1 rRNA gene is annotated in these 646 nt (G+C 47.7%); it reads left to right on the top strand.

Annotated features, from left to right (window positions below):
* Positions 1 to 646: ribosomal RNA gene (locus tag C8054_RS32435) — 16S ribosomal RNA — on the top strand; the annotation flags it as partial.

The following is a 646-nucleotide window of genomic DNA, read 5'->3' on the forward strand; positions in this document are numbered from 1 at the left end:
TCTGCCAGTAGTCATATGCTTGTCTCAAAGATTAAGCCATGCATGTCTAAGTATAAGCAATTATACCGCGAAACTGCGAATGGCTCATTAAATCAGTTATCGTTTATTTGATAGTACCTTACTACATGGATAACCGTGGTAATTCTAGAGCTAATACATGCTAAAAATCCCGACTTCGGAAGGGATGTATTTATTAGATTAAAAACCAATGCCCTTCGGGGCTCTCTGGTGATTCATAATAACTTCTCGAATCGCACGGCCTTGCGCCGGCGATGGTTCATTCAAATTTCTGCCCTATCAACTTTCGACGGCTGGGTCTTGGCCAGCCGTGGTGACAACGGGTAACGGAGGGTTAGGGCTCGACCCCGGAGAAGGAGCCTGAGAAACGGCTACTACATCCAAGGAAGGCAGCAGGCGCGCAAATTACCCATTTCCGACTCGGAGAGGTAGTGACGAAAAATAACAATACAGGTCTCTTTCGAGGCCCTGTAATTGGAATGAGCGTATCCTAAACCCCTGGGTGAGGACCCATTGGAGGGCAAGTCTGGTGCCAGCAGCCGCGGTAATTCCAGCTCCAATAGCGTATATTAAAGTTGTTGCAGTTAAAAAGCTCGTAGTTGAACCTTGGGCCTGGGCGGGATGGTCA

Source organism: Micromonospora sp. RP3T, from assembly GCF_003027925.1.
Lineage (GTDB): Bacteria > Actinomycetota > Actinomycetes > Mycobacteriales > Micromonosporaceae > Micromonospora.